Annotated in this window: 17 protein-coding genes; 13 read left to right on the forward strand and 4 right to left on the reverse strand. The window is 72.3% G+C overall.

Translation table 11 applies throughout. The features are described from left to right. Positions 1 to 102: 102 nt before the first annotated feature. From AB0E88_RS00255 to AB0E88_RS00280, 6 genes are all read left to right on the forward strand, one after another. Complete coding sequence (locus AB0E88_RS00255) at positions 103 to 768, forward strand: ScbR family autoregulator-binding transcription factor (protein WP_361621192.1); 666 nt, start codon at positions 103 to 105, stop codon at positions 766 to 768. A gap of 385 nt (positions 769 to 1,153) precedes the next feature. Next, positions 1,154 to 1,777 carry a ScbR family autoregulator-binding transcription factor gene (locus tag AB0E88_RS00260; RefSeq protein WP_361621195.1) on the forward strand — a complete coding sequence of 208 codons (624 nt, stop codon included), beginning with the start codon at positions 1,154 to 1,156 and terminating at the stop codon, positions 1,775 to 1,777. Positions 1,778 to 1,868: 91 nt separating this feature from the next. Then, positions 1,869 to 2,072, forward strand: a complete 204-nt coding sequence (locus AB0E88_RS00265) for an acyl-CoA carboxylase epsilon subunit (protein ID WP_361621198.1) — start codon at positions 1,869 to 1,871, stop codon at positions 2,070 to 2,072. Positions 2,073 to 2,112: 40 nt separating this feature from the next. Continuing rightward, the gene (locus AB0E88_RS00270) at positions 2,113 to 3,702 is read left to right on the forward strand and encodes an acyl-CoA carboxylase subunit beta (RefSeq protein WP_361621201.1); all 1,590 of its coding nucleotides are present in this window, start codon (positions 2,113 to 2,115) and stop codon (positions 3,700 to 3,702) included. A 15-nt stretch (positions 3,703 to 3,717) separates the two neighbouring features. Beyond that, on the forward strand, positions 3,718 to 4,356 hold the full coding sequence (locus tag AB0E88_RS00275; protein WP_361621204.1) for a ScbR family autoregulator-binding transcription factor: 639 nt from the start codon (positions 3,718 to 3,720) through the stop codon (positions 4,354 to 4,356). 78 nt (positions 4,357 to 4,434) lie between these two features. Beyond that, the gene (locus AB0E88_RS00280) at positions 4,435 to 5,991 is read left to right on the forward strand and encodes an MFS transporter (protein ID WP_361621207.1); all 1,557 of its coding nucleotides are present in this window, start codon (positions 4,435 to 4,437) and stop codon (positions 5,989 to 5,991) included. 226 nt (positions 5,992 to 6,217) lie between these two features. On the opposite strand, the gene AB0E88_RS00285 is transcribed toward AB0E88_RS00280, so the two are convergent. The 3 genes from AB0E88_RS00285 to AB0E88_RS00295 are packed head-to-tail and all read right to left on the reverse strand — an operon-like array spanning position 6,218 to position 9,346. Continuing rightward, positions 6,218 to 6,406, reverse strand: coding sequence for a 4-oxalocrotonate tautomerase family protein (locus AB0E88_RS00285; RefSeq protein WP_361621210.1), 189 nt, complete (start codon positions 6,404 to 6,406; stop codon positions 6,218 to 6,220). Positions 6,407 to 6,431: 25 nt separating this feature from the next. Further along, a complete protein-coding gene (locus tag AB0E88_RS00290) occupies positions 6,432 to 7,688 on the reverse strand; it encodes a DegT/DnrJ/EryC1/StrS family aminotransferase (RefSeq protein WP_361621213.1) in 1,257 nt (418 codons plus the stop codon). Beyond that, positions 7,685 to 9,346, reverse strand: coding sequence for an AMP-binding protein (locus AB0E88_RS00295; RefSeq protein WP_361621216.1), 1,662 nt, complete (start codon positions 9,344 to 9,346; stop codon positions 7,685 to 7,687). The genes AB0E88_RS00290 and AB0E88_RS00295 overlap by 4 nt, the downstream gene beginning before the upstream one ends. A 196-nt stretch (positions 9,347 to 9,542) precedes the next feature. Between AB0E88_RS00295 and AB0E88_RS00300 the strand changes: the two genes are divergently transcribed. From AB0E88_RS00300 to pabB, 3 genes are all read left to right on the forward strand, one after another. Beyond that, positions 9,543 to 10,607 (forward strand): ornithine cyclodeaminase family protein, encoded by a 1,065-nt coding sequence (locus AB0E88_RS00300; RefSeq protein WP_361621219.1) that lies wholly within the window; start codon positions 9,543 to 9,545, stop codon positions 10,605 to 10,607. 69 nt (positions 10,608 to 10,676) lie between these two features. Next, positions 10,677 to 11,891, forward strand: a complete 1,215-nt coding sequence (locus AB0E88_RS00305) for a cytochrome P450 (RefSeq protein ID WP_361621222.1) — start codon at positions 10,677 to 10,679, stop codon at positions 11,889 to 11,891. Between the two features lie 19 nt (positions 11,892 to 11,910). Next, positions 11,911 to 14,067, forward strand: a complete 2,157-nt coding sequence (gene pabB / locus AB0E88_RS00310) for an aminodeoxychorismate synthase component I (protein WP_361621225.1) — start codon at positions 11,911 to 11,913, stop codon at positions 14,065 to 14,067. A 353-nt stretch (positions 14,068 to 14,420) separates the two neighbouring features. On the opposite strand, the gene AB0E88_RS00315 is transcribed toward pabB, so the two are convergent. Then, positions 14,421 to 15,344 carry a prephenate dehydrogenase/arogenate dehydrogenase family protein gene (locus AB0E88_RS00315; RefSeq protein WP_361621228.1) on the reverse strand — a complete coding sequence of 308 codons (924 nt, stop codon included), beginning with the start codon at positions 15,342 to 15,344 and terminating at the stop codon, positions 14,421 to 14,423. Positions 15,345 to 15,526: 182 nt separating this feature from the next. Here AB0E88_RS00315 and AB0E88_RS00320 point away from each other — a divergent pair, with 182 nt between their 5' ends. The 4 genes from AB0E88_RS00320 (at position 15,527) to AB0E88_RS00335 (ending at position 20,039) form a co-directional block, all read left to right on the forward strand. Further along, on the forward strand, positions 15,527 to 15,841 hold the full coding sequence (locus AB0E88_RS00320; RefSeq protein ID WP_361621231.1) for a chorismate mutase family protein: 315 nt from the start codon (positions 15,527 to 15,529) through the stop codon (positions 15,839 to 15,841). Then, on the forward strand, positions 15,838 to 16,764 hold the full coding sequence (locus AB0E88_RS00325) for a peptide chain release factor N(5)-glutamine methyltransferase (RefSeq protein WP_361621234.1): 927 nt from the start codon (positions 15,838 to 15,840) through the stop codon (positions 16,762 to 16,764). The genes AB0E88_RS00320 and AB0E88_RS00325 overlap by 4 nt, the downstream gene beginning before the upstream one ends. Positions 16,765 to 16,917: 153 nt before the next feature. Beyond that, positions 16,918 to 17,745, forward strand: a complete 828-nt coding sequence (locus tag AB0E88_RS00330) for an AfsR/SARP family transcriptional regulator (protein ID WP_361621237.1) — start codon at positions 16,918 to 16,920, stop codon at positions 17,743 to 17,745. A 305-nt stretch (positions 17,746 to 18,050) separates the two neighbouring features. After that, complete coding sequence (locus AB0E88_RS00335; protein WP_361621240.1) at positions 18,051 to 20,039, forward strand: thiamine pyrophosphate-dependent enzyme; 1,989 nt, start codon at positions 18,051 to 18,053, stop codon at positions 20,037 to 20,039. Position 20,040 lies beyond the last annotated feature (1 nt).

Raw genomic sequence — 20,040 nt, forward strand, 5'->3', positions numbered from 1 at the left:
CGGGACGCCCACGCCGAATACCGGCCACGTCCCGGGGCAGACGCCGGGGGAGAGGGTAAGGTACGTAGCGTTCGGTTTGATTTCTCGTTCGGGAGTGATCACATGGCACGACAGGAACGCGCAGTACGGACCCGTCGTGCTGTTATAGAAGCCGCCGCCCGCGTCTTCGCCGAGCGGGGCTACGCCGCCGCGACGATCGCGGAGATCCTCGAGCGGGCCGGGGTCACCAAGGGAGCGCTGTACTTCCACTTCGACTCCAAGGAGGCCCTGGCGCGCGGGGTCATCGAGGCCCAGCTCACCAACGACTACTTCGTTCCTCGCGAGCTGAAGCTCCAGGAGTGGGTGGACGTCGGGATGACGCTGGCCTACCAGATCCCCAGGGACGTCATCCTGCTCGCCGGCATCCGGCTGTCGGCGGATCTGCACGCCCGGAAGCTCTCGGGCAGCGCCTGGCCCGCCTGGATCGAGCTGTCGACCAAGTACCTGACGGAGGCCAAGGAGTGCGGTGAAGTGCTGCCGCACGTGGTGCCCACCGAGACCGCCGAATGCTTCCTGGGGGCCTGGATAGGTACCCAGATGTTCTCCGAGGTGGCCTCCGGCTGGTCCGACCTGAGCAACCGGGTGTCGGTGCTGTTCAACCACATCCTGCCGGCCATCGCCACGCCGGCCGCGCTGATCAGGCTGGACACGGCTCCCGACCGCGGGGCCAGGGTCGTCGAGGAAGTCGAGCGCCTGCGGCGGACCGAACTCGCGGCGGCCCAGGCCTGAGCGGCGTTTTCCCGCCGCTCCGCCCTCCTGGGGACCGCGTCTACACGTCCAACGCGGTCCCATAACAAACCTTCTGGCTGGTTTTCTGCTCTGTCGCTTCCGCGGGCGCAGGGGAAGAAGCCGCCGCTTTTTCCCCTCTTGGCCGTCGGCCGACGCAGGTGACCTCCTCTGAGGCGTACCCACAGACTGGGTACGCTGTTTTGTTGTGCCGATGTCTCGCCATGTCTGGCCTGTCTGCGGCCTGCCTTGTCCCCATAAATTAGGGCATAGTTGGCTGGGTTGGCGGGAATGGCTGACTCGCATCTCAAGTTGTGGCTCTGGTAAACAGACCGATCATGCGGTTTGCTATGGTCGTATGCCGGAACGCCGCAGGCAGGAGGATGTGATGGTCAAGCAGGTGCGGGCAGCTCGGACGCGTCACACCCTTCTGGTCGCCGCGGCCGAGGTCTTCGCCGACCAGGGCTACACGCTGGCCACCCTCCCCGCCATCAGCAGGCGCGCCGGCGTGAGCGCGGGCGCCCTGCACTTCCACTTCCCCAGCAAGGAGGCGCTGGCCCTCGCGGTGGAGACCACGGCGGCGGCCTCCGTCGAACAACTGGCCGAGCGCTGCCGGGCCGGCGACCGCACCCTGCTGCAGTCGCTCGTGGACACCACCTCCGGGATGCTCCTCGCGCTCACCGACGACCCCGTGGTCAGGGCGGGCTTCGCCCTGAGCGGTGATCCCTCGCGCAAGAACGGCACCGAACTGTGGAGGTGGTGGCACGACCGCGTACGCGCCCTCGTCCTGGAGGCGCGACGCGCGGGCGAACTCGCCCCGGCAGTCCCGGTCGACGTCGCCACCACGGCGATCGTGGCCGCCACGGTCGGATTCGAGGCGCTCGGCGCGGCGGACCCCGGCTGGCTGTCGGCCGAACGCCTCGCCCAGTTCTGGGACCTGCTCCTGCCACGGCTGGCGGTGTCCGCGGACCACGCCGGGGTCGTGCTGCCCGGCGCGGGACGGGCGGGATGAGCGGCATGGCGCCCTGGTGGTCCTCCAGCGGAACTGGAGCCTTCGTCGAGCGGTCCGCCCGAGCATGGCCGGAACGCTCGGAGGAGGAAACATGGGCGATTCGGACCACGGTGAGTTCGCCGTACGCATTGAACGGGGGCAGGCCGACGACGAGGAACTCGCCGCCCTCACCGTCGCGTTGCTCGCCCTGCGCGCGCGCCGGGCTGCGACGAGCAGGGTTACGACGCGGCCGGTCGACGGCGTGCGCTGGTGGAAGAGGGCGGACGCCTACCAGGCGCCGTGCAGCTGGCGGTGAGGCATGTCCCGCCTCGCAGAAGGGACCTGACGGGATGTCGATGACGAATGTTTCCGCCCCCACCGCCCCGGCGGAACCGGCCGATCTGCGCGGGCGGGTCGCCGAGTTGCACGAGATCCGTGCTCAGGCGTTGGCCGGTCCGAGTGAGAAGGCGACCGCGGCGCAGCACGCCAAGGGCAAGCTGACCGCTCGGGAGCGGATCGAGCTGCTCCTGGATCCGGGGTCCTTCCGGGAGGTCGAGCAGTTGCGCCGGCACCGGGCGTCGGGGTTCGGGCTGGAGGCGAAGAAGCCGTACACGGACGGTGTGATCACCGGCTGGGGGACGGTGGAGGGCCGTACGGTCTTCGTGTACGCGCATGATTTCCGGATCTTCGGTGGTGCGCTGGGCGAGGCCCACGCGACGAAGATCCACAAGATCATGGACATGGCGATCGCGGCGGGTGCGCCGCTGGTGTCGCTGAACGACGGGGCGGGTGCCCGTATCCAGGAGGGCGTGTCCGCGCTCGCCGGGTACGGGGGGATCTTCCAGCGCAACACGAAGGCGTCGGGTGTCATCCCGCAGATCTCGGTGATGCTGGGTCCGTGTGCGGGCGGTGCGGCCTACAGTCCGGCGCTGACGGACTTCGTGTTCATGGTGCGTGAGACCTCGCAGATGTTCATCACCGGTCCGGACGTGGTCAAGGCGGTCACGGGTGAGGAGATCACGCAGAACGGGCTCGGCGGTGCGGACGTGCACGCGGAGACCTCGGGTGTGTGTCACTTCGCCTACGACGACGAGGAGACCTGCATCGCCGAGGTGCGCTACCTGTTGTCGCTGCTGCCGCAGAACAACCGGGAGAACCCTCCGCGGGCGGAGTCGGGTGATGCGGTGGAGCGGCGCGGTGAGGTGCTGCTGGACCTGGTCCCGGCGGACGGCAACCGGCCCTACGACATGACGAAGGTGATCGAGGAGATCGTCGACGACGGCGAGTACCTCGAGGTGCATGAGCGCTGGGCGCGCAACATCATCTGCGCGCTGGCGCGGCTGGACGGCCAGGTCGTCGGCATCGTCGCGAACCAGCCGCAGGTGCTGGCCGGTGTCCTGGACATCGAGGCCAGCGAGAAGGCGGCGCGGTTCGTGCAGATGTGCGACGCGTTCAACATCCCGATCATCACCTTCCTGGACGTGCCGGGCTTCCTGCCGGGTGTGGACCAGGAGCACGGCGGGATCATCCGGCACGGGGCGAAGCTGCTGTACGCGTACTGCAACGCGACCGTGCCGCGGATCTCGCTGATCCTGCGCAAGGCCTACGGCGGTGCCTACATCGTGATGGACTCGCAGTCCATCGGCGCGGACCTCACCTACGCGTGGCCGACCAACGAGATCGCCGTGATGGGCGCCGAAGGTGCCGCCAACGTCATCTTCCGCCGGCAGATCGCCGACGCGGAGGACCCCGAGGCCATGCGGCAGAAGATGGTCAAGGAGTACAAGGCCGAGCTGATGCACCCGTACTACGCGGCCGAGCGTGGCCTGGTCGACGACGTCATCGACCCCGCCGAGACCCGTGAGGTCCTCGCCCGCTCCCTCGCGATGCTCCAGACGAAACACGCCGACCTGCCCTCCCGCAAGCACGGCAACCCGCCGCAGTAACGGAGCACCTTTTCCATGGTCAGACAGGAACGAGCGCTGCGAACCCGCCAGGCTCTGATCACGTCGGCGGCCACCGTCTTCCACCGGGACGGCTTCAACGTGGCCTCGCTCAGTGAGATCAGCGCCAGGGCGGGAGTGAGCAACGGGGCGCTCCACTTCCACTTCGCGAACAAGGCCGCCCTGGCCGAAGCGGTCGAGAACGCCGCAGCACAGCGGCTCGACGAGCTCACCGCGGTCGCCCAGCTCTCCGCGGACAACGCGCTGCAACTGCTGGTGAACGCCTCTCACGGTCTCGCCCGGCGGCTCGCCGAGGACGTCGTCCTGCGGGCCGGCTTCCAACTGGGCGCCGACCTGGTCCGGGACGGGTGCCGGGACCTGCGTCGCCAGTGGCAGGAGTGGGTCGAGCGGACGCTGAAGGAAGCCGCCGGTGAGGGCCTGCTCAACGGGGTGAGCGCGGAGACCGTGGCGACCGCCGTGGTGGCGGCGACCACCGGTTTCGAGGTGCTGGGCGCGCGTGATCCGGACTGGCTCGCGCCCCGCACGCTCACCAGGTTCTGGCAGCTGCTGCTGCCACGCCTGGCCGCGGCGTCCGTACGCGGTCAGCTCCGGGCCGCGGGAGCGGCGGCGAAGGACCGGGGCAGCACGGCCCCCTGACATCACGACACCCTGGGCCCGCCCGGCCGCGTGCTCGCCGGAGACCAACGGGCCCCTACCCCCCCAGGAGACGATCCCTTGCACAGCACCCAGGCGTCACTTCCCCCCACCGAGCGAGATCCGCGGCGCTGGGTCATCCTCGGGGTGATCTGCCTCGCCCAGTTGGTCGTCCTGCTGGACAACACGGTCCTCAATGTGGCGATCCCGGCGCTCACCGTGGACTTGGGCGCCAGCACCGCCGACGTCCAGTGGATGATCAACGCGTACGCCCTGGTGCAGTCGGGGCTGCTGCTCACCGCGGGAAGCGTCGCCGACCGTTATGGCCGCAAGCTGATGCTGATGGCGGGCCTGGTCCTGTTCGGGCTCGGCTCCACCGCGGCGGCTCTCGCCCAGAGTTCCGGTCAGCTGATCGCCGCCCGGGCCGGTATGGGCATCGGTGGCGCGCTGCTCGCGACCACCACGCTCGCCGTCATCATGCAGACCTTCGACGACGAGGAGCGGCCGCGGGCCATCGGCCTGTGGGGAGCGGTCAGTTCCCTCGGGTTCGCCGCCGGTCCGCTGCTCGGCGGCGCGCTGCTCGACCACTTCTGGTGGGGCTCCATCTTCCTCATCAACATCCCCGTGGCCGTGGTCGGGGTGGTGGCGGTCGCCGCGCTCATCCCCGAGACGAAGAACCCCGAAGGGGAGCGACCCGACCTCCTCGGTGCCGTGCTGTCCACGCTGGGCATGGTCGGTGTGGTGTACGCGATCATCTCCGGGCCGGAGCACGGCTGGACGTCGGCGCGGGTCCTGGTCCCGGCGCTCGTCGGACTCGCCGCGCTCGCCGCGTTCGTGCGCTGGGAGCTGCGCGTGCCCTACCCGATGCTCGACATGTCCTTCTTCCGCAACCGGCGGTTCAACGGCGCCATCGCCGGCGGGCTGCTCGTCGCCTTCGGCATGGCCGGGTCGCTGTTCCTGCTCACCCAGCACCTCCAGCTCGTCCTCGGCTACGACGCGTTGCAGGCCGGACTGCGCACCGCGCCGCTGGCGCTGACCATCGTGTGTCTCAACCTCGCCGGGATCGGTGCGAAGCTCCTCGTCAAACTGGGCGTGGCGCGCAGTATCGCGGTCGGCATGACGCTGCTGGCGGGCGGCCTGACCGCGGTCGCGCTGCTCGGCTCGCGCGACGGCGCCGGATACGGCGGCATGTTCGCCGGGCTGCTGCTGATGGGCTGCGGCATCGCCCTCGCCATGCCCGCCATGGCCACGGCGATCATGTCCTCGATCCCGCCGGCGAAGGCCGGGGTGGGCGCGGGCGTGCAGGGCACGCTGACCGAGTTCGGCGGCGGCCTGGGCGTGGCGATCCTCGGCGCGGTGCTGGGGGCGCGGTTCGCCGGCCTGCTGCCCGCGACGATCGGGGAGTCCGGTTCGCTGGCCGAGGCGCTGCGCGATGCGCGTACGCCGGAGCTGGTGCGCCAGGTGCAGGACGCGTTCGCCGACGCCGTACGCGCCAGTCAGCTCATCGGGGCGGCGGCCGTGTTCGCCGGCGGGCTGCTGGCGGCGCTGCTGCTGAGCCGGGCGGAGCGGGCGGCCGCGCGGGAGGCGGCCGCCGCCGACGCCGAGGCGGGCGCCGGCAGCGCTGCCACGGCCGGGTAGTTCTCCGCACCATGTGGCCCGGGCCCGTCCTTCGCAAAGGACGGGCCCGGGCTATTACGCCGTAATAGCCGCGCCGGGCCGTGGCGTTGAGTCGTGCGGTGATCACGAGGCGCTCACCGCACGGGAGTCGGGGACGGACGACGGTCGCTACGGCTACGGCTACGGCTACGGCTACGGCTGCGGTCACGGCTGCGGCCACGGCGCTGCCGCGTCGGCGACGGTGGTGTCAGGGGCTGCCGGGGGTGCCGCCGATGCCCCAGCGCTGCGGGGGCACCCCCGTCAGCGCGATCCATGTCTGGTCGCGTACGTCCTCGCCGAACACGTCCACCACCGCCTGGGTGAGGCGCTCGATCAGGTCCGCTTCGCTCTCCTCGGTCAGCCGGCGCTCGTAGATCTTCACGTCGATGAAGGGCATGGGCCCTCCTTTCCGCCGGGGCGGCTCACGCAGGCACCCGGGCCAGTTCGTCGTACGCCTCACGCAGGGCCTGGCGTACCGCGGTCACCATGTGCTCGACCTGGGCGTCGGTCAGGCCGGGGTGGCAGGGAAGGTTCATGTGCTCCTCGAACCAGACGCGTTCGGCCTGCGGGCACTCCCCGCGGACATGGCCCCGCAGACGCCACTCCGGGGACAGATGCAGCGGGAAGTAGCGCAGCTGCACCTCCACCCCGAGCCGGTCCAGGGCGCGCACGAAGCGCTCGCGTATCCGCCGCCCCCCGGTGAGGAAGAAGGTGTAGAGGTGGTACGCGTGCCGGCTGTCCGGCGCCGCCCGGTGCAGCCGCACCCCCGCAAACGCGGACACCGCCTCGTCCAGACGCGCGGCGATCCAGGTGCGGCGTGCGACGAAACGGTCCAGGGAGTCCATCTGGACCAGGCCCACGGCCGCGGCGGCCTCGGACATCGTGGCGTTGGTGCCGGCTCCGCGGATGCCGACGGCGGTGTGCCGGTAGACGCCCTCCGCGAACTTCATCCACGGCAGCAGGGCCGGCGGGTCGGCGTCCGCCGCGCGCGGCACGTACACGCCGTCCACCTCGTTGTCGCGGATGCGCTGCACGCGCTCGGCCCACTCGTCCCGGGACAGCGTGATCATGCCGCCCTCGCCGAGGGTGGTGATGTTCTTCGTGGAGTGGAAGCTGAAGCAGCCGATGTCGGCGAGGGCGCCGGGGCGCCGGCCCCGGTAGAGCGCGCCGAGGGCGTGGGCGCTGTCCTCGACGACCGTGATGCCCCGGGGGCGGGCGATCGCCATGACGCGGTCCATGTCGGCGGGACTGCCGCCGTAATGGACGAGCAGGATCGCCCGGGTGCGGTCGGTGACGAGGGAGGCGAGCACGTCCGTGTCGATGTTCAGGGTGTCCGGGTCGATGTCGCAGAAGCGGACGCGGACGTCGTGGCCCAGCAGCGGCTGCACCGTGGCCTGGAAGGTCTGCGGGGTCGCGATCACCTCGTCGCCGGGCGCCAGGTCGAGCAGGCGGATCGCCAGTTCCAGGGCGACCGTGCCGCTGGTGACGGTGAGCGCGTGACGGGCCCCGCACCACTGCCGGAACCGCTCCTCGAAACGCTCCCGCCACACACCCGACGTCAGGGGCCCCTCGGAACGCACGAGTTCGGTCAGGGCGGCGAGGTCCGCCTCCCCGACGACGCTCCCGCGGCGCGCGAAGGGCACGGCGTAGCGGCCGGACCGGGTGAGGGGGGCGTTCACACGGTCTCCCGGGGCTGGGCCGACGGGCCGGCGGGGGTGGCGGTCCGCTCGGCGATGCGGGCCGCGAGAGCCTTCTTGTCCACCTTGTTCAGACCGGTCAGGGGGAAGGAGTCGAGGACCTCGACGCGGTCCGGGAGCTTGAAGGAGGCCAGCCCGCGCGAGCGCAGCAGTGCCCGCAGCGCCGGCAGTCCCGGCGCGGGCCGGCCGGGGGAGGCGATGACGTACGCGCAGATCTTCTCGCCCAGCACCGCGTCGGGCATGGGGACGACGGCCGCCTGCTGCACGTCGGGGTGGGCCGTCAGATGGCGCTCGACCTCGGTGGCGGACACCTTGTCGCCGCCGCGCACCACGACGTCCTTGACCCGGCCCTCGACGACGATCTCGCCGGTGGGGGTGAGGCGCACGAGGTCGCCGCTGCGGTAGAAGCCGTCCGCGGTGAACGCGCGGGCGTTGTGCTCGGGCGCCCGGTAGTAGCCGCGCAGGGTATAGGGGCCGCGGGTCAGCAGCTCGCCCGTCTCACCCGGCGGGACGTCGCGGTCGTCGGCGTCGACGACGCGGACCTCGTCGGCGGGGGAGACCGGGCGGCCCTGGGTGGTCAGAATCGTCTCGCGCGGGTCGTCGTAGCGGGTGAACGTCAGCAGGCCCTCGGCCATGCCGAAGACCTGCTGCAGGCGCACCCCCAGGGTGGGCTCGATGCGCTCGGCGACCTCGGGGTGCAGCTTGGCGCTGCCCACCTGCAGCACGTCCAGGCTGCTCAGATCGTGCTCGTGACCCTCCTCGGCCGCCGCCAGCCACAGGTGCACGATGGTGGGGATGGCGGAGGTGAACGTCACGCGCTCGCGCTCGATCAGCCGGAAGCAGTGCAGCGCCTGCGGCGTCTCGGCGAACACCACGCGTCCGCCCGCGCCCAGGGTGCCGAGGATGCCGGGGCACCCCCAGGGGAAGTTGAACTCCACCGGCAGTACCGCCAGGTACACGGTGTTCTCGTCCAGCTCGCACAACCCGGCCGTGAGCCGCGTCTGGTAGGCGTAGTCGTCGTGGGTGCGCGGGATCAGCTTCGGCAGCGCCGTCGTACCGCCGGACAGCAGGAAGAACGCCACGTCGCCCGCGTCCGGCGCGGGCAGCTCCACGGGGTCCGCGGGCACGTCGGCCAGGGCGGTGAAACCGTGGGCCGGCTCACCCGCCACGAACACCTGGCTCAGCTGCGGAAGGGTGGCACGCACCGCGTGGACGAGGTCGCGGTGGTCGAACCCGTTGTGGGTGTCCGGCACCACGCAGGCGGTGGCGCCGGACAGCTCCACCAGGTGCCGCAGCTCGTTGTCGCGGTAGGCCGGCAGGCAGAACACGGGAAGGGCGCCGAGACGGAACAGGGCGAAGCAGACGGCCACGAAGTCGGGGGTGTTGGGCAGCTGCACCAGCACCCGGTCGCCGGGCCGCAGGCCGCGGGCCGCGAAACCGGAGGCGAGCCGGTCGCACCACACGTCCAGCTCCCGGTAGGTGACGCGGCGCGAGCCGTCCGCGGAGACCAGCGCGGTGCGCTCGCCGTAGGCCGCGGCCCACTGCCGCAGCAGATGGCCGAGCGTCTCACCCCGCCAGTACCCGGCCGCGCGGTAGCGCGCGGCCACCTCCTCGGGCCAGGGAACGCATCCGTCCAGCATCGTAGATCCCTTTCGTCCGCTCGCGTCGCCGAGCAGTGTTCCCAGGGCCGTTGACACGCCGCTGATGTGAGCCCGCCGTGGCCCGCTCGCCCGTCAGGTGCCGATCAGCCCGGCGTCAGCCGGACCGGACAGGATGCCGTCGTCCCGGGGCCCGGCCGGTCCCCGGCGAGAAGCGGCTCGATTGAGGGAGCGCCCGATGGAGACCTGGATCCTGGATCGCCGAGACGTCGCGGCGGTGACGGCCGCCGTCGGGCGCGACGCCCTGATGGACCGGGTCATCGAACGGCTCACCGAGGGGCTGTGCGACATCGGGCAGGGCAGACGCCAACTGTCCCCGCCGCGCGGGGGGTTCGAACGCAGCGAACCGGTGCCGGGCATCCTGGAATGGATGCCGCACCGCGATCCGGGCGACAGCATCACCATCAAGACCGTCGCCTACAGCCCCGGCAACCCGACCCGGTTCGGGCTGCCGACGATCATCGGGACCGTCGCCCGCTACGACGACACCACCGGGGCCCTGACCGCGCTGATGGACGGTGTGCTGCTCACCGCCGTCCGCACCGGCGCCGCCTCCGCCGTAGCCAGCCGGCTCCTCGCCCGGCCCGACAGCCGCACCCTCGGTCTGGTCGGCGCCGGCGCCCAGGCCGTCACCCAGCTGCACGCCCTGTCACGGGTGTTGCCGCTGGAGCGGGTCCTGGTGTGGGACACCGATCCGGGGCATCTGGAGAGCTTCGCGCGCCGGGCCGCCTTCACCGGGGTCACCGTCCAGCGCGCCGACCCGGACCTGATCATGGCGGAGTCCGACGTGGTCTGCACCGCCACGTCGGTCGCGGTGGGGCAGGGGCCCGTCCTCCCCGACCGCGCGCACCGCCCGCACCTGCACATCAACGCCGTCGGAGCCGACCTCGTGGGCAAGACGGAACTTCCGCTGCCGCTGCTGCGCCGGGCCTTCGTCACCGCCGACCACCCCGGACAGGCCCTGCGCGAGGGCGAGTGCCAGCGTCTGACGGCGGCCGAGACGGGGCCCGGACTGGGCCGGCTGGCCGCCGAGCCGCAGCTGGCGCACGCCCGGCGTGACGGGCTGACCGTGTTCGACTCGACCGGCTTCGCCCTCGAGGACGCCCTGGCCATGGAGGTCTTCCTGGAGGTGGCGGCGGAGTACGCCCTCGGATCGCGGCTCTCCCTCGAGCACCACCCGTCCGACGCCGTCGACCCCTACGCGCTCCAGCCGGTGTCCGCCCCCGCGGCCACCGTGCTGTGACGGGCCGCCCGCCCGCTTCCCCCCGACCCCCCACGCTCCGGCTGAGCGCTTCGTGAAGGAGAGACCCTGATGGCGTCATCCCCCACCATCGCCCCCCGGCCGACCGTCGAAGACGGCGGCCACGCCCTGTTCTCGTGGCTGCGCACCATGCGCGACGAACACCCCGTCCACGAGGACGAGTTCGGGGTGTTCCACGTCTTCCGCCACGCCGACGTGCTGGCCGTGACCTCCGACCCGGCCGTCTTCTCCTCCGAGCTGCACCGGCTGCGCCCCGATTCCGAGGCGCTGACCGAGGAGATCCTCTCCGTCATCGATCCGCCGCTGCACCGCAGGCTGCGCCGCCTGGTCAGCCAGGCGTTCACCCCGCGCACGGTCGCCGACCTGGAACCCCGGGTGGCCGAGGTGGCCGCGGAGCTCCTCGACGGCGTCGACGGCGACACCTTCGACCTGGTCGCCGACTTCGCCTACCCGCTCCCCGTGATCGTGATCGCCGAGCTGCTCGGGGTGCCCGCCGAGGACCGGGAGCTGTTCCGCTCCTGGTCGGACCGGATGCTGTCGATGCAGATCGAGGACCCCTCGGACCTGCAGTTCGGCGACGACGCGGGGGACGACTACGACACCCTCGTCAAGGAGCCGATGAAGGCGATGCACGCCTACCTCCTCGAGCACGTCGAGGAGCGCCGGCGCCGCCCGGGACAGGACCTGATCTCCCGGCTGGTCGCCGCCGAGATCGACGGCGAAAAACTGACCGACAGTCAGGTCGTGGAGTTCGGCGGGCTGCTGCTGATGGCGGGCCATGTGTCGACGTCCATGATGCTCGGCAACACCGTGCTGTGCCTGGAGGAGAACCCGGGCGTGTGGGACGCGCTGCGCGCCGACCGCACGCTGATCCCCGCCGTGGTCGACGAGGTGATGCGGCTGCGCCCGCCGATCACCATGATGGCCCGCGTCACCACGCAGGACACCGAGGTCGCCGGAGTGCCCGTCCCGGCCGGGCGCATGGTCGTGCCCTCGATCGTCTCCGCCAACCACGACGAGCGGGTCTTCGAGGAGCCCGAACGCTTCGACCCGGCTCGTGGCGCGGGCAACCAGCAGACCGCGTTCGGGCACGGCATCCACTACTGCCTCGGCGCGCCGCTCGCCCGCCTGGAGGGCCGCATCGCGCTCGAGGCGCTGCTGGACCGGTTCACCGAGGTCCGGATCACCCCCGGTGCGCGACTGCGCTACCACCGGGACGGGCTGTTCGGTGTACGGAACCTGCCGCTGACCGTCCGGCGCGGCTGACGAGCCCGAGGGAGCGGCCGTGCGCACTGTGCGAACCCTGCTGATCGACAACTACGACTCCTTCACCTACAACCTCTTCCAGATGCTGGCCCAGGTGAACGGGGCCGCCCCCGTCGTCCTGCGGCACGACGACCACGAGGGCTGGGCGGCCCTGTCGCCGGACGACTTCGACAACGTGGTCGTCTCGCCGGGGCCCGGTGATCCGGCGATCGCCCGGGACCTGGGCCTCAGCCGCCGTGTCATCGAGGAGTGGGACCTGCCGTTGCTCGGTGTGTGCCTGGGGCACCAGGCCCTGTGCCTGCTCGGCGGCGGCCGGGTGGGGCACGCGCCGGAGCCGGTGCACGGCCGCACCAGCGAGGTGCTGCACGACGGGCGGGAACTGTTCGCCGGCATACCCTCGCCCTACCGCGTGGTCCGCTACCACTCGCTGCTCGTGCACGAACTGCCCGAGGAGCTCGAGCCCACCGCGCACACCCGCGACGGTCTGCTGATGGCCGTCCGGCACCGCACCCGGCCGCGCTGGGGCGTGCAGTTCCACCCGGAGTCCATCTGCAGCGAACACGGCCTGCGGATGCTGGCGAACTTCCGCGACCTGACCCTGCGGGCGCGCGGCGAGGAGCCGCTCGGTGCCGAGGTGCCGGGCCCGGTCGCCCCCCGCCCGGCGGCGGACCCGGACCACGGCGTGGCCACGGGCGAGGGCGATCTGCGCCTGCACATACGGCGACTGGGCGCCGCACCCGAGGCGGACAGCGCGTTCGAAGCGCTCTTCGACGGGGTGGCCGGGCGGTTCTGGCTGGACAGCAGCCGCGCCGAGGAGGGCCTGTCCCGCTTCAGCTTCCTCGGGGGGCCCGCGGGCCCGCTCGGCGAGATCGTCACCCATGACGTGGCCGAGGGCCGCGTCACCGTCACCGACCGCCACGGCACCGAGCTGAGGCGCGTGGACGGCACGCTCTTCGCGTATCTGGAGGCCGAGCTGGCCGCACGCCGCCTGCCCGCGGCGGAACTGCCCTTCGAATTCAATCTCGGCTACGTCGGCTATCTCGGCTACGAGGCCAAGGCCGACTGCGGTGGCGACCGCGCTCACCATGCCGAACTGCCGGACGGCGCCTTCGTGTTCGCGGACCGGATGCTCGCCATCGACCATCTCCACGGGTGCGCCTGGCTGCTCGCGCTCAGTCACGCCCGCCGCCCGGCGACCGCACGGCAGGCACAGGAGTGGCTCACCGGCGCCGCGCGCGCCCTCGCCGGGACCGTCCCGCGTCCACCGTTCACCCTGCTGCCCGACGACGCGCTGCCGCAGCTGGAGGTCGAGTACCGGCACGATGTCGCCGAGTACCGGGCGCTGGTGCAGAGCTGCCAGCGGCTCATCGCCGACGGTGAGACGTACGAGGTGTGCCTGACCAACACGCTGCGCGTGCCCGGTCCGGCCGACCCGCTCACCGTCTACCGTGCGCTGCGGACGATCAGCCCCGCCCCGTACGCCGCCTATCTGGACTTCCCCGCGGGCGCGGTGCTCAGTTCGTCGCCCGAGCGCTTCCTGCGCATCGACGCCGCCGGCACCGCGGAGTCCAAGCCGATCAAGGGAACCCGGCCCCGGGGGGCGACGCCCGGCCAGGACGCGGCGATCGCCCGGGACCTGGCGAGCGCCGAGAAGGACCGCTCCGAGAACCTGATGATCGTCGACCTCGTCCGCAACGACCTCGGGCAGGTCTGCGAGATCGGCAGCGTGGGTGTGCCCGGGCTGTTCCAGGTCGAGTCGTACGCGACCGTGCACCAACTGGTGAGCACCGTGCGCGGACGCCTCGCGCCCGGTGTGTCGCGTCCCGAGGCGGTGCGGGCGGCGTTTCCGGGCGGCTCGATGACCGGTGCGCCCAAGGTGCGCACCATGCAGTTCATCGACCGTCTGGAGGGCGGCCCGCGCGGTGTCTACTCGGGCGCGCTCGGCTACTTCGCGCTGAGCGGGGCGACCGATCTGAGCATCGTCATCCGGACCGTCGTCGCCACGGCGGAGGCGGCCACGATCGGCGTGGGCGGTGCCGTCGTCGCACTGTCCGACCCGGACGAGGAGGTGCGGGAGATGCTGCTGAAGGCACGCACCACTCTGCGGGCGCTGCGTCAGGCGCGGGCCGTCGCCCCCACCGCCGGGCGCGCGGTGCTGGCAGGCAGCCTGCCGTGACCCGCGGGCGGGGGAGGGGGCCGGTGACCCGCGGGCACCGGGCGGGCCGGGCGCGGCGGCCAGAGGGGGCGGACCGTGCTGGGCGGCTGCCCGGGACGGGCCGTCCGGGACAGGCGGCACCGGCGGGCCGTGCGGGGCGCGTGGCACCGGCGGGTCCTGCGGGGCGGGCGGCCGGGGCGGGCCGTGTCGGGCGGCCGGCACGGGTCGGCCGCGCAGGACGGTCGGCACCGGCGGGTCCTCCGGGACAGGCGGCACCGGCCGCACCGGCGGGCCGTGCGGGCCGTGCGGGCCGTGCGGCACCGGCGGCCCGTCCGGGGCCGGCGGCGGTGAAGCGGGCCGGGCCGCCGCCGGGCTCACGGCAGCGAGGCGAACATCTGCGCGCAGGCGCGGGCCAGTTCCTCGCGGTGCTGATCGCCGAGCGTGTCGCGCAACTGCCCGAGCAGCGTGGTGAAGGCCTCCTCGTCGCCCTCGGCCACCACCTGTCCGATCCGTTCCAGGCCGCGGCCGAGGGCGCGTCGGGCGGCGTCGGCGTGCGGATTGCCCGCCTGGACGTCCCAGTAGACCTCCGGCGAGCCGGAGACGATCCGGGCCAGCAGCATCAGCAGCGTCCGGTGCGGCGGCGGCCCGGCCTCCCGCAGGACCGTCACGTCCGGTCCCAGCTCACCGAGCGCCAGCCCGAAGGCGAGGACGGCGGCATGGGTGGCCGCCTGCTGTACGGCCGTCAGCGTGTCGTGCTCCTGCGCGCCGAGCTCCACCACCCGGGCGCCCCAGCCGGTGATCAGCTTCAGCAACGCGCGCACGGCCGGACCGTCGGTGACCGCCACGGCTGTCACCGGCCGGCCCGGCAGGGGCAGCGACGGCGCGAACATCGGGTTCAGGCCGACCGCCTGGACGCCGGGCGCGTCGGCTCGCAGCCGCTCGGCCATCCGGCTCTTGACCGACAGGGTGTCCGCGAGCAGCGCGTCGGGGCGCAGCAGACGGGCCACGGGTGCCACCGCGTCCAGCGCCACCTGCTCCGGTACGGCCAGCAGTACGAGATCGGCGTGCGCGAGCGCCGCGGCCGCGGCGGGTCCCGGCCGGCGGATGTCGTCGGCGACGCAGCGCACCGCGGGACCGCCGGCCCCGGGTGGGGCGAGGTCGACGTGGGTCACCTCGGCGCCCGAGCGCAGCAGCCAGTCGGTGAACATCCGGCCGACCTCTCCGGCGCCGCCCGCCACCACACAGCGCCGGAACGCCGTGTCCCCGTCCGCGGCCGTCCGCCGTCGTTCCTCACCCATGCTCTGCCCTTCCCTGTTGCACGTGTCCGGCCGGGTGCGCCCGGCCTGCCCTGTCCGTCCAGCCGAAGGACCCCACCGACCCACCGGAGAACTCCGCCGAACCACTGAAGAACCCCACCGCACCACCGAAGAACCCCACCGATCCGCCGAGAAACCCCTCCGCTGACGAAAAGGAGCCCCACATGTCCCTCCAGCCCCGAGACGAGTTGCAAGCCCTGCGGGAGCAACTGGACGCCGTCGACGCCGTACTGCTGGACACCGTGCGCGAGCGGCTGGACATCTGCCTGCGCATCGGGGAGTACAAGCGCGTGCACGACGTGCCGATGATGCAGCCGCAGCGCATCGCGACCGTGCAGGACCGTGCCGCGCGGTACGGGCGGCGGCACGGCATCGACCCGGCGTTCCTGCACCGCCTGTACGAGGTGATCATCGAGGAGACGTGCCGCCTGGAGGACGAGTGGATCGCCACCGGCGGCACGCGGCGGAGGGCGTCATGACGGGCGCCGCCGCCCCGCGGACCACCGCGGGCAACCGCACGCTGGGCGTCGCGATCGAGGAGGCCGTGCGGCGCTTCTCCGCCGCCGGGATCGAGGCGGACGCGGCCCGCGCCGACGCGCGGCTGCTCGCCGCCCATGCCTGCCGGGTCGAGCCCGACGGACTCGACCACCGCCTGGCGCACCCGGTGCCACCGGTCTACGAGGAGTACGTGGCCCGGCGCGAGGCGCGTGAGCCTGCCGAACTCATCGTGGGTCATACCTGGTTCATGGGGCACCGCTTCGAGCTGGCTCCCGGGGTGTTCGTGCCGAAGCCCGAGACTGCGGAGATCGTTGAAGAGGCGATAAAGAGACTGAACGGTCTCATTGAAGCGGGCCACACCTCCCCGCTCGTGGTCGATCTGTGCGCCGGACCGGGCACCATGGCGGTCAGCATCGCACGTCGCGTCCCCCAGGCGCGGGTGTACGGCGTCGAACTGTCGCGCGCGGCCGTGCGGGTTGCCGAACGCAACGCCCGCGGCACCGGTGCGCGCATCGTGCAGGGCGACGCCCGTACGGCCTTCCCCGAGCTGGACGGCACCGCCGACCTGGTGGTCAGCAATCCGCCGTACATCCCGATCGGGCTGCGCACCAGCGCGCCGGAGGTGCTCAACTTCGATCCTCCGCTGGCGCTTTGGGCCGATGAGGAGGGTCTGGGCATGATCCGGGCGATGGAGGCGACCGCGAGCCGGCTGCTCGCCGCGAGGGGAGTCCTCCTGCTCGAGCACGGCCACTACCAACTGGAGTCCGTGCCGGCGCTGTTCGCCGCCACGGGCCGGTGGAGTTCCGCCTCTTCGCGTCCCACCTGCAACGACGGTGTGCTGACCGCGATCCGTGACGCGGCGCCCGGGCCGCCGGTGCGGTCCGGGGAGGGGTGTGCGGTGTGACTCATGCGGCCTACAGTATCGTCGATGGCGTTGACAAACCGACTGTGCTGTTTTTTTAATCGGTAGCAGTCAGAAGCCGCAGCACGCCCCTGCAGGCGCCGAGCGGCGGTCCACGCGGGCACACCCGCGATGCAATCGATGGGGGAATTGGCAGTGGACATCGAAGTACTGGGCGCGCTGTCGGCACGCGAGCACGGCATCTCGGTCACCCCGACCGCACCGAAGCCGCGGCAGGTCCTCGCCCTGCTCGCCCTCCATGCCGACCAGGTGGTGCAGGTCTCCGCCCTCATAGAGGAGTTGTGGGAGGACGAACCGCCGCGCAGCGCCCGCACCACCCTGCAGACCTACGTGCTGCAGCTGAGGGAGCTCATCGGCGCTGCCCTGGCCCAGGCCGGCGAGGAGCACGTCACCGCCAAGGACATCCTGGTCACGCTGCCCGGCGGCTACCGCCTCAACACCCGGGGCGGCAGCGTGGATTTCCGCGAGTTCGAGCAGCGGGCGGGCGCCGGATACCGGGCCATGGACGCCGAGGACTTCTCCCAGGGCGCCCGGCGGCTGCGGGACGCGCTGTCGCTGTGGACCGGCCCCGCACTCGCCGACGTACAGGCCGGAAGCCGCATCGACCTGGAGGTCAAGCGGCTGGAGGAAGCCCGGCTGTGCGCACTGGACCAGCGCATCGAAGCCGATCTGCGGCTCGGCCGGCACCGCGAGCTGCTGTCGGAACTGACCGTGCTCGTCAACCGGCACCGGATGCACGAGAGCCTGCACGGCCAGTTCATGCTGGCGCTGCACCGCTCCGGGCGGCGCGGCGAGGCGCTGAGCGTCTACCAGCGGCTGCGCACCACGCTCGTGCGGGAACTGGGGCTGGAACCGTCGGCCGCGCTCAGCCGGCTGCAGCGTTCCATCCTGGTGGCCCAGCCGGACACCCCGGCGGCCACCGCCCCGGCGAGCGCCGCGCGCACCGTGGCCCGCGCGGGCTGATGGCCGACCGCGCCCGGCCGGCCGGCCCCTCCGTCCGGCCGACGATCGACGCCCCGACGGCGTCCGGCTCTTCCGCGGCCCCCGCCTCCGGCGGCGCGCTGCTCCGGGAGACGGGGGCCCTGCCTTCCGGGTCCCCGTCTCCCGGGGTCCCGGCTGCGAAGAGCGAGGGAGACATCACCCGTCGGTGTGGTTCTCATTCCGTAGAGGAGCCGCGCCGCATCCCTCCTGCGAGTGAGAAACGGCCGCCGCGGAATCTGGCCATTGCGGGCGATGTCCCTCCGGCGGCCGCGCGGCAGGATTCGTGCGTGACGAATCGGACGAAGGAATCCCAGGTTCCGGGGATACCTGCCGAACGGCGGACCGCTTTCCTCGAACTGATGCTGCTCTCCCGCGAATGCGACCGCAGATCCGGCATCGTGCTGCGCCAGGGCGAGGCGTGGTTCCACATCTCCTCGGCCGGGCACGAGGCGCTCGCCGCCCTGGCCGAGCTGCTGGAACCCGAGGACCTGATCTTCCCCCACTACCGGGACCGGACCTTGATGCTCGCCCGGGGAATGGACTCCGAAGCACAGGCCCGCGATCTCATGGCCAAGGCCGACTCCCATTCCGCGGGGCGCAACATGAGCGCCCACTTCGGGCACCGCGCCGGAAACGTCTTCTCCATCGCGAGTCCCACCGGAAGCCAGTGCCTTCCCGCGGTCGGCGCCGCCTGGGCGGAGCGCATGAAGGACGGCCGCGGAATCGTCGTCTGTTCCATCGGCGACGCCTCGACCCGGCAGGGCGAGTTCTTCGAGGCCCTCGCCTTCGCCGTCGAACGCGAGCTCCCCGTCCTTTTCCTGGTCTCCGACAACCGCTACGGAATTTCCACCTCCACCGAGCGGATGTCCCCGCAGGCGCTCGGCCTGCTGCCCCCCGAGCGCACCCGGGTGGTGGACGGCTCCGACCCCGACGCCGTGTACGCCGCGGCCCGGGCCGCCGTCGGGCCGCTGCGCGCGGGGGAGGGGCCCGTGGTCCTGTGGTGCCGGCTGGACCGGCTCGAATCCCACACCTCCTCCGACGACCACCGGGTCTACCGCAGCCCCGAGGACATCGAGGCGATGCGCGACCCCGTCGACATCTTCGGAGGACGCCTGCGGGAGGAAGGTCTCGTCGACGACGAGTGGCTGCGGCTGACCCGTGCGCGGCTGGCCCGCGAGACGGAGGAGATCTACGACCGGGTCGCGGCCGAGCCCAGCGCCGACCCCAAGTCGATCACCGAGCACCTGTTCGCTCCCGTCACCACGGCCGGCGCGCCCCCCGCGCAGCCGCTGACCCGGCCCTGCGGCGGCACCATGGTCGCCGCCGTCAACCGGGCCCTGGCCACCGGACTGGCCCGGCACCCCGAACTCGTCCTGTTCGGCGAGGACATCGAGGACCCCAAGGGCGGCGTCTTCGGCTTCACCAAGGGGCTCGGCGCGGCCGCCGGCCAGCGCATGAGCAACTCCCCGCTCGCCGAGGCCACCATCGTCGGCGCGGCCGTGGGCCTGGCCGCGGCCGGGATGCGGCCCGTCGTGGAGCTGCAGTTCGTCGACTTCGCCGGGCCGGCCTGGAACCAGCTCGCCGCCCAGCTGACCACGCTGCGCTGGCGCACCGCCTCCGCCTGGCAGTGCCCCGTCGTCATCTACGCGCCCTGGGGCGGCTATCTGCCCGGCGGAGGCATCTGGCACAGCCAGAGCAACGAGAGCCTGTTCACCCACCTGCCCGGGCTGCGGGTGGTCGTGCCCTCCACCCCGGAGGACACCGAGGCCGCCTTCCTGGAGTCGTTCGACTGCGACGACCCCACGCTCGTGCTGCTGCCCAAGCACCTGATGCGCAGGCGCCGGCAGGCCGCCGAACAGCCCTGGCCGGCCCGGGGCGCCCGAGTGCTGCGCGCCGGCACCGAGGTCACCGTCGTCACCTGGGGCAACGGCACGGAACTCGCCGTGCAGGCCGCGGACGTGCTCGCCGCCGAGGGCGTCGGATGCGAGGTCGTCGACCTGCGCTGGCTCGTCCCGCTCGACCGCGAGACCGTCGCCGCGTCGCTGCGCCGCACCGGGCGGCTCGTCGTGGTGCAGGAGGACAACCGCACCAGCAGCTTCGGCGCCGGTCTCATCGCCGAACTCCTCGGCTCCGACGAGGAGTTCTACGCCCTGTTGGCCCCACCGCGGCTGGTGACGCGCGAGGACGTGCACGTTCCCTTCCACCCGGACCTCGAGCGGGCCGTGCTGCCCGGCGTGGACGACGTGGTGGCGGCCGTCCGTTCCGTTCTGGTCTGAA

Source organism: Streptomyces sp. NPDC028635, from assembly GCF_040637635.1.
Classification (GTDB): Bacteria; Actinomycetota; Actinomycetes; order Streptomycetales; family Streptomycetaceae; genus Streptomyces.